Raw genomic sequence first — 9,219 nt, 5'->3', positions numbered from 1 at the left:
AACTTCACGGACTTCTCGGATGACCTGACGCAGCTGGACTACGACAGCCAGGGGTTCTTCATCAACGTGGTGGGCAAACTGTAGCGCGCGTCAGGCGGGCTCCTGCAATGCGGTTGCAGGAGCCCGGTTTGTCGTACAGGCCTCTTACCATTCATGACCGGGCGCACAGCCCGGCACTTTTCCTGTTGTTACTGCTTTATACACCCTCTGGCCTGTGGTGGAATCTTGCTGCTGCTGGGCTGGCTCTGGGGTGCTCGATCCCAACTGACCCCGCCGCGCTGGCTAAAATATAATCGCTTCCTGCTCTTTGTCCCTTAAGAAAATGCCTGAAGTGTCCCTGAGAACTGCTTGGCATTCCTCAAAAAAATTTGCTTTACGCGAAGTAATTTAGACCTGCTTCACGGCCTCCTTTTCCTTCTCTCGATAATGTCCGACAACCGGGCAGTGTCCCTCCGCCTGCTCGAAATTTAGGCGGTCGGGCAAAAAGTAGACTCTCTTGTAGCGGCTGAAAGTAACGATGATGTCAGAAGTACTTGGACTGAAATCCCTGAAGAAGGGGCTTGCTGGTTTTTTCCGCAGCTTTGGCTCGCTACCGCCGAGGGTTGGCCCGAGTCTGTTACTGGGAATGCTGCTGGCCATGCCTTTCAGCCAAGTAGCGCTGGCCGCTAACTTTGCGACGTCGGATTTTGAATCTGTTACTCCCCCGCTAAATGATCCTGGCAGTCCACAGGATTGTGTAATCGACGGGCCCGGCGCGCTCTCGAATGACGGCCGCGCTTTTACCGGTTCGGAGCAGCTTTCGATTGACCGTTCATGCACGGTCAAGAACTTCAGCTGCGATAGCCCTCTCAGCTCGACACTGAACTTTGCGAGTGTGACTGACGGGACGCTGATTATATTCGATAACGTCTGTTATACGGGTAACTTTGCCTGTGCCAATGTCGAGGGCGGGAAAGCTTTTGTCTGGGCCGTGAATGGCTCCAATTTCAGTACGGTCAAAGCGGGTTGCCAGGACTTGATCATTCCGGTGGAGAAAATCGAGAAGCAGGCCACCGACCTGTCTGGGAGCCCGATTTCCTCGGTTACTGTTGGTGTGCCGTTCGTTTACACCCTGGATGTGCCTGTCCTGTACGACCCTGTCAACGGTACCGTGTTACAGGACTTTGGCTCTAACAACAATATCCAGGCCATTACGATCTGGGATGATTTGTCTGTCGCGACACTGGGTGTGGATCTTGAGCTCCTGGATATTCGGGCTTTTTACGAGGACACCAGTGGCGCAACCACGCCGTTGAGCGTCCCCGGCGACATCGGCGTTCGTAATAATGGAGGTAACGCAAAAGACCCTGGCGAGCTGGAGTTAGTGATCAATAACCCGGGAACTCTGCCAGCGGGCGCTCAAGTCCATATTGAGCTTGAGGTGATGCTGGAAGATTCCGCGACCAATACGATCGGGAAGCCTTTTACCAACATCGCAAGCTGGGAGTTTGCCCGTGAGATTGACGGTACCTTCTACGATCCGCTGCCGGGTGAGAATGGTATCGCTCAATTGTTGAGCATTTCCGCTCCGGACCTGGTCCTGAACAAGAGCACCAGCGCGACCGCGATCAATGCCACTGATTCACCCCAATATACCCTCAGTGTCCAGAATGTCGGTGGTTCGCCTGCCTGGGACATAAGAATTGAAGACCAGCTGCCGCCGGAAATGCAGGACTTTGATCCGTCCGGAACGGTTTCGGTGACCCTTGGCGGTGTCACGCTAACTGAGGGCGATGACTACACGCTGGACTACAGCCCCGGCGGGAGCCCGGGGCTGCTGGTTATCGAGTTGACGAATGAAGCGGGCAGTCTGGCGCCCAATGACTTTCTCCAGATTACGTACAACAGTGAGCTCAATCCCCTTGATCCGGATAATCCGCCGGCCGGGCAGTTGACTAACTTCGCTGGCGCTACCTTCTGGGCCAATGACTCTGTATCGAACCCGAGCCGTGGTGAGTATGAGCGCGAGATTACCAACGGTACCGTCGGCACCGATGACCATGAAGATGCGGCCACAGTCGAGGTGGCCCTGTCCGGTTATTATTTCGAGAAAACCGTAGCGAATAATGTCACCGGGGCTTTCCCGGCAACCTCAGCGGCACCGGGAGACGAACTGACATATCGGATCCGTTTGTTTAACGTCGACCAGAATATCGCCGATATCCGGATTACCGATGTTCTGCCTGCAGAATTCGCCAGCACAACAGTGCTGACCTGCGAGATTGTCGGCCCGGTGGATGAACCTGTGGTGCCGACCTGTAGCATCAGTGGTGGACAGTTGCTGGTGGAAGGTGATGGCGGCTCCCTGTCACTGCCCCAGGGCAATGACCTGCTGATCGAGTTTGAGGCAACGCTGGCCGCTGGCCTGGCTACGGGGACTCTGGTGGAAAACCAGGCGTCTATGCAGGCCACCGGGATCACCCCTGTCGCGGCCTCCTACGACAGTGATGACCCTTTCGTTAGTGGTGTCTCTGACCCCGATACCCTTGGGGATGAGGATCCCACGGTGGTGGCAATTGTATCGCCCGGGGCCCTGGCCAAACAGAGTACGCAAACTGAGCTAGCTATCGGCCAGCTGTCCAGTTACCAGATCAGCGTTCCCGCGAGCCCGGTAGATGCGCCCCTGTACGATGTCCATATCCGGGATTCCCTGCCGTCAAACCTGGAGTTTGTCGGGGCGACTGCCGATATCGGCGGAACCATTTACAGCCTGGCGAATACCGGGACCGCAGCGGACCTGGTCCTGGAAGAGACGGTGGTTGGGCTGGATATTCCGGCAAACCAGCAGGCGCTGGTGACGCTGCAAGTGCGCCTTAAGAACGAGATTGACAACCAGGACTCGACTGCGCCGTTTAGCAATACCGCCAGCTATACCTACAGCCGTACCCAGGGTGGCGCACAGAGTGATGGCACGGGCACGGAAGATACGGCGCAACCGATCAGTATTGTGGAGCCGGAGCTGCAGGCCACAAAGACTGTGGCGAATATCACCACCGGCAAGGGTGCCAGTGACCCAGCGCAGGGCGGTGACGTGCTTGAGTACACCGTCGAGCTGCTCAATACAGGCACGTCCACCGCCTATGATTTATCCATCACGGATATCCTCCCGGCGGGCCTGACACTTGAACCCGGTTCAGCTGAGATTACTCTCAATGGCGCCACAACGTCAGTAGCGCCCACTGTCACTGGCAATGAACTGGTCTGGGGACGGAGTAACGGTCAGAGCCTGCCTGTCCCGGTGGGTGAGACCCTGACACTGACCTACCGGGTCAATGTAAATGGCGTCGATGGGAATGACCTGGTCAATAGTGTCCTGGTCGACTGGACGTCTCTCGACGGGCCTGTCGGCGAAGAGCGTACCGGCAATGATGCACCGGACGAAACGGCGCTCAACGATTATTTCGTCACGGCAACCAGCACCCTGGCCAGCATCGATACCACCGCCTTTACCAAGTCGGTGGTCGCGGATACCTGGAACAGTGGCATCGCCACCACTGCCGATACCAATGCCCGCGCTGGTGACACCATCACCTACCAGCTGATCCTGACCCTGCCGGAGGGGCAGACCAGCGACGTCACCGTCACCGATGTGCTGGACCCGGGGCTCGCCTTTGTCGATGTGGTCAGCATCAACGGTGATACAGCCGCGCCCTATAGCAGTGCGGGCGTGTTCACCCATGCCGATATCCCGGCAGCCAATGTGCCCTCTGCCGACCAGACCGGTACCCTGACCTGGTCGCTCGGTGATATTACCAACGCCGCGAACAACGACCCGTCCGACGACCAGTTTGTGATTGTCTATCGCGCGCGGGTGCAGCACGGCCCCGCTGAGGAACCGGCGCCGACGCCGACCACTACCATCCTTAACAACCAGGCCACGCTGGGTTATACCTTTGCCGATGGCACTGCCGCCACCACCGCTGCCGAGACCGCCAGCGTTGAAGTGCTGCAGCCGCAGATCACCGAACTCACCAAGACCGGGGTAGTGATCCCGGATGATGGCTCCTCGATTGGCGACGGCCAATCCGCGGCCACCGCTTACGTGGTGGATATTGCCTCCGACACTATGGATTTCACCCTGGAGGCCTGTAATGTCGGGGATGCCCCGGCCTATGGGGTTCAGCTTACTGATGACCTGCCGGCGGAACTGGATGACCAGTCCATCAGTGGTCTGACAGTGTCGATTGACGGCACTGCCCTTGATGCTGCCGATTACACCTACACAGCACCTGCCACCCGCGACGGCAATTTGGCTGTTTTGCTTGAGGTACCGCTGGAAGCGTCAGGCTGCGTAACGGTGGACTACAGCATTGGTTTCTACACCGATATCGCGCCGAACCAGGTGTGGTCAAACTCTGCGAGCCTGGAAGCCTACTGGTCGCGTGAAACGCTCGATAGCGCCGATGCCCGTGAGTACATTGCCATCAACCCGGTGGCTTCCTCCAGTGTCTGGATGACCAACACATTTGATGTGGCCGCTCCCACCAAGACCGCTTCGGTATCCGAGGCAACCATCGGTGAAGAGGTTGTCTACACCATTACCGTGCCCGGCACACCGGTCAATGGCGAGCTGGATGGTGTGACAGTCACCGATTTGCTCGACCCTGCGCTGCGGTATGTCGATGCCTCGGTGGCATTGAACGGCTCGCCCCTCGGTACAACCACCAACCAGAACGGGCAGGAACTGAGCTGGGATATCGGCAACATCCCCGCCGGCGAGCAGGCGGTGATTACCCTCACAACCTGGGTGGCGAACACCCAGAATGTGAATGCGAGCGCGACACCTGTCAGTAATACCGCCTCCTACACCTACCAGGAGGGTGGTGTTGACGTAGACGGCGGCACCAGCGGCCAGGCAGACATCATCATCGTTGAGCCCGACCTGGCGATGGCCAAGGACGTCGCGAATGTCACTGATCCCGGCCAGCCGGCCGCAAGTGGTGACGAACTCGAGTACACCCTGACCGTTACCAACAACGGTACATCGACCGCATTCGATACCAATATTGCCGACACCCTGCCGGCCGAGTTGAGCTACATCGATGGCTCAACCAGTGCCGCAATCGATGGTTCGCCGCTGGCGGGGTTCAATGGCACTCCTGCAGTGAGCGGTAATACGCTTACCTGGGGCCGTGGTAATGGCGATAGCTCTCTGCGCATTCCCGCCGGCAGCGAGCTGGTAATTGTTTACCGGGTCAATGTCGATATCGTTACCTCCGAGGATATTGTCAACAGTGCCCTGGCGGACTGGACCTCGCTCGATGGTTCCTTCTCCGGTAATCGTGAGCGCACTGGCGATGGCTGCCCCAACGTCACTGCACCCAACACCTACTGCATCGGTGATACCAGCGGCCTGGGAGTTGATTACAACATCGACCTGACCAAGGCGACTGTCGGCGACAGCTGGAACGGCAGTGGAAGTCTCCGCGTCGGCGATACCGTCGAGTACGAACTGGAAATTGCCCTCGTTGAGGGAACCCACAATGACCTGGTGCTCACCGACAGCCTGCCCCAGGGCATGGCTTTCGTGGAGATGGTGAGTGCGGACTATTTCGGTACCCCACCGGCAACCATGCCGACACCGGATGTAAGTGCAGACCTGCGGACAGTCACCTGGACAATTGATCAGGTTACCAATCCCATAGACGGTGACCCCGCCAATGATTTCCTGACCATTGTCTACCGGGCACGGGTGCAGAATGGCGATATCCTGAGCCAGCAGCCGACCTCGCAGTCGCTGACCAACTCTGTGAGCCTGAATTACCAGGTTGGCGGGGTTGCCGCAGCACCACTGACCGACAATGCCACGGTCACCGCGTTGCAGCCACTGCTCGCAGTGACCAAGTCCGGTGTAACCCCGGATGATGGTGATACCGAGATCAGCGGTGGTGAGACGGCGACCTATACCGTTGATATCACCAATAACGGCAATGCGCCTGCCTACGATACGGTACTGGTGGACACCCTGCCTGTGGGCCTGCGCCAGGCCGGGGTGACTGCCATCAGTGCGACACTGGTTAATTCCGGCGCTAACGTGGCAGTCACACCAACTTACGACTCTGCCACCGGCACTGTTACCTGGGATTTCGATCCTGCGGCCAATGCAGCGATCGATCCCGGTGAGACCCTGCGTGTAGTTTACGAAGTGACGGGTGACAGCGACCTGGCCGCAGGTATCACTCTCACCAATACCGCGCAGGTGCTTCGCTATTACTCGTTCGATAACGATCAGGTGCCGGCGAACAGCACAGTGGATTGGCGCGAGGAGTATGGCCCCTCACAGCCGGCGACCTTTGACCTCACTGCCGCAATGCCCGGGGTACTGAGCAAGGCGTCGTCACAGAGCACTGTCGCTATCGGTGAGGAGTTGACCTATACCATCACCATTCCCGAGCAGCCGGTGGATGTGGCGCTGCAGGATGTACGCATTCATGACGACCTGTCAGCGACCGGTGTCGACCTGGGCTTCGTTTCCGCGACCCTGGGTGGCGTCGCTCTTACCAATACCGGTACTGCCGACAGCCTGGTGCTGGTCGATAACAATGGTGGTATCGATATCCCGGCGGGCGGGCAGGTCGAGGTGCTGGTGACGGTTGAGGTGCTGAACACCGCGACCAACCAGGTCCGTACCGAACCATTTGTAAACCGCGCCTGGTACGATTATGACAGCGGGTCCGGGCGCCTTGGCGACGATGCGACCACGGGGGGCGATGCCGATCCGGTGACAATCGTTCACCCGGAGCTCGTGGTTGAGAAGAGCGGTCCCGCGTCTATCAGTGTCAGCACCCCGGACAATTTCACCCTGCTAGTGCGCAACACCGGCGAATCCAGCGCATGGAACCCGACCCTGACCGACTGGCTGCCGAACCCGACTCCGGGCGGAATGTGTGATGTCCAGCCTGTTATCCAGAGCGCTGCAATCCAGAAAGCGGATGGATCCTCGATAGCACTGAATGCGGCGGATTTTGCCGTCAGTTTTGTGGCCGGAGAGCCTACCTGTGAGTTTTCCGCGGCGCTGCAAACCGATGACGAGCTCGCACCGGGCGACAGCCTGACACTCAGCTACCAGGTAGCCCTGGATGAGGACAACGTTGGCAGCAGCACCCTTATCAATATCGCTGGTGCCACCCAGTGGTTCAGTGCCGATGCATCCTCATCCGAGCGCTTTGCCTACCAGCGCCAGCTCACCGATGGCACGCCCGGTGTGGTGGATCACGAGGACAACCATGAGTTTGTCGTGGAAGGCGCGGTACTGGAAACACGCAAGACCGTATTCAATGTCACAACTGGTGGTTCAGGGGCAACCGCCAGCCCCGGTGATCGGCTGCGTTACACCGTGGAGATCCAGAACATCAGTGATGTGCCGCTGAGCGATTTCTCCCTCGTGGATGAGCTGGATCGCCTCAATGGCACTGCGGTGTTTGAGCCGAATTCCATTGGCAATGAACAATCGTCCAGCGGCACGATAACTGTTACGGGTAATGGCGGCGCCAAGGGCACTGGCCTACTCGAAGTCGATAACCTGCAGATTGAAGCCGTGGGCCAGGCTAATGACACGGTGACTATCACTTTCGAGGCCACCCTCGCCCCAGTGATTACCAGCGGTACCGTGGTCCTCAACCAGGCCCAGCTCAACATCGATGGGCAGGTTTTCGGCTCCAGTGACGATCCCGCGGTCAGTGGCACCGAGGACCCGACCGAAACACTGATCGCTTCCACGCCGCTGTTCGAGGTGGAGAAGATTTCCGAGGACCTGACCGGCGATCCGGCGGTATTGCTCCCGGGCGATACCCTGCGCTACACCCTCACGGTGGATAACATCGGCGGCGAAGATGCCGTTGAGATGACCCTGCGCGACCAGGTGCCGGCCAACACCACGTACGTACCCGGCTCCACAACCCTCAACGGAGTCACCGTTGCCGATAGTGGTGGCAGCTCGCCGCTGTCTGCCGGCCTGGCAATCAACTCGCCGGGAGAAGCAGAAGGTGTCGTCGTGGCGACCGGTGGAGAGGTTGTGACTGTCACCTTTGATGTCACCATCAACGACGTCAACGAGGGCACGCTGATTTCCAACCAGGGATTTGTGGCCGGCGAGGGCGCCGGTAGTGGCCCGGTTGCGGAAACCCCCTCCGATGACCCGGGCACGGATACCCAGGGCGACCCCACGATTGATATCGTCGGAGAAGTGGCATCATTGCTCGTGCAGAAGACAGTGATGATCCAGCAGGATGGCTCCACTGCGGGCAACGTTGATCCGGGTGATACCCTGCGTTACACCATTACCGTCAACAACATTGGTGGAGTGGATGCCACCGAGGCGGAACTGACCGACCTGATTCCGGCCAATACCACCTATGTGGCCGGTAGCACCACGTTGAACGGCATCGCATTGAGCGACAATGGCGGTGGTGAGGCGCGACTCGCCACGGGCCTGCCGATTTCCTCCAGTGACCTGACGCCACCGCTGCCGGGTAGCGCCGAGGGTGTTATTACTGCAGGCGAAATCGCTACGATCGTGTTCGACGTGACAGTCGATGCGGCTACCGCCACGGGTACAGTGATCAGCAACCAGGGCAGTGTGGCCACCGCGGAGCTTCCCCAGGTCCTGACGGACGCGGATGGCAACCCGACCAACGGTGCCCAGCCGACCGAGGTTGTGGTGGGGGATGCCCAGCAGTTGTCGATCAGCAAAGAGGTAACTGCGCTAGATGGTGCGGCTGAGGCCGGTGCCACTCTCGAGTATCTGGTGCGGGTTACCAATATCAGTTCTGTTCCCGCCAGCAATGTGGTAATCACGGACGACCTGTTGGCGGCCGGTGAGGGTGTGCTGACTTATGTCACTGATTCGGCGATGCTAAACGGCCAGGCTGCAGGGATCAGCGTGAACGGTTCTGTCATTAGTGCCGACTTTGGCTCCTCCTATGGCGACCTGCCTCCGGGGGAGTCTGCCACCCTGCGCTTCCAGGCGAAGCTGGGTGCGGATCTCGAAATCGGCTATACGGTAGTGAACACCGCGACTACCGAGTGGAATGACCCTCCTGTAAGCGAACAGGCCAGTGTGGCCATCGATGTGGGTGGCACACCGGGTATCGCCAATCTTGCAGGCTACCTCTGGCGCGATATCGACTTCGACGGTGAGCGCGATGCAGAAGAACCCGTGCTGCAGAACTGGTCTGTAGA

At 58.8% G+C, this 9,219-nt stretch carries 1 protein-coding gene; it reads left to right on the top strand.

From position 1 onward, the window contains the following. Positions 1 to 874 precede the first annotated feature (874 nt). A partial coding sequence (locus tag LVD10_RS17815) for an isopeptide-forming domain-containing fimbrial protein (protein WP_237064490.1) occupies positions 875 to 9,219 on the top strand: 8,345 nt, incomplete at its 3' end.

It is taken from the genome of Microbulbifer zhoushanensis (assembly GCF_021729055.1).
In the GTDB taxonomy this organism is placed as follows: domain Bacteria; phylum Pseudomonadota; class Gammaproteobacteria; order Pseudomonadales; family Cellvibrionaceae; genus Microbulbifer; species Microbulbifer zhoushanensis.
The sequence above is the reverse complement of the archived record's forward strand: the minus strand, read 5'-3'. Positions and strand labels throughout refer to the sequence as shown.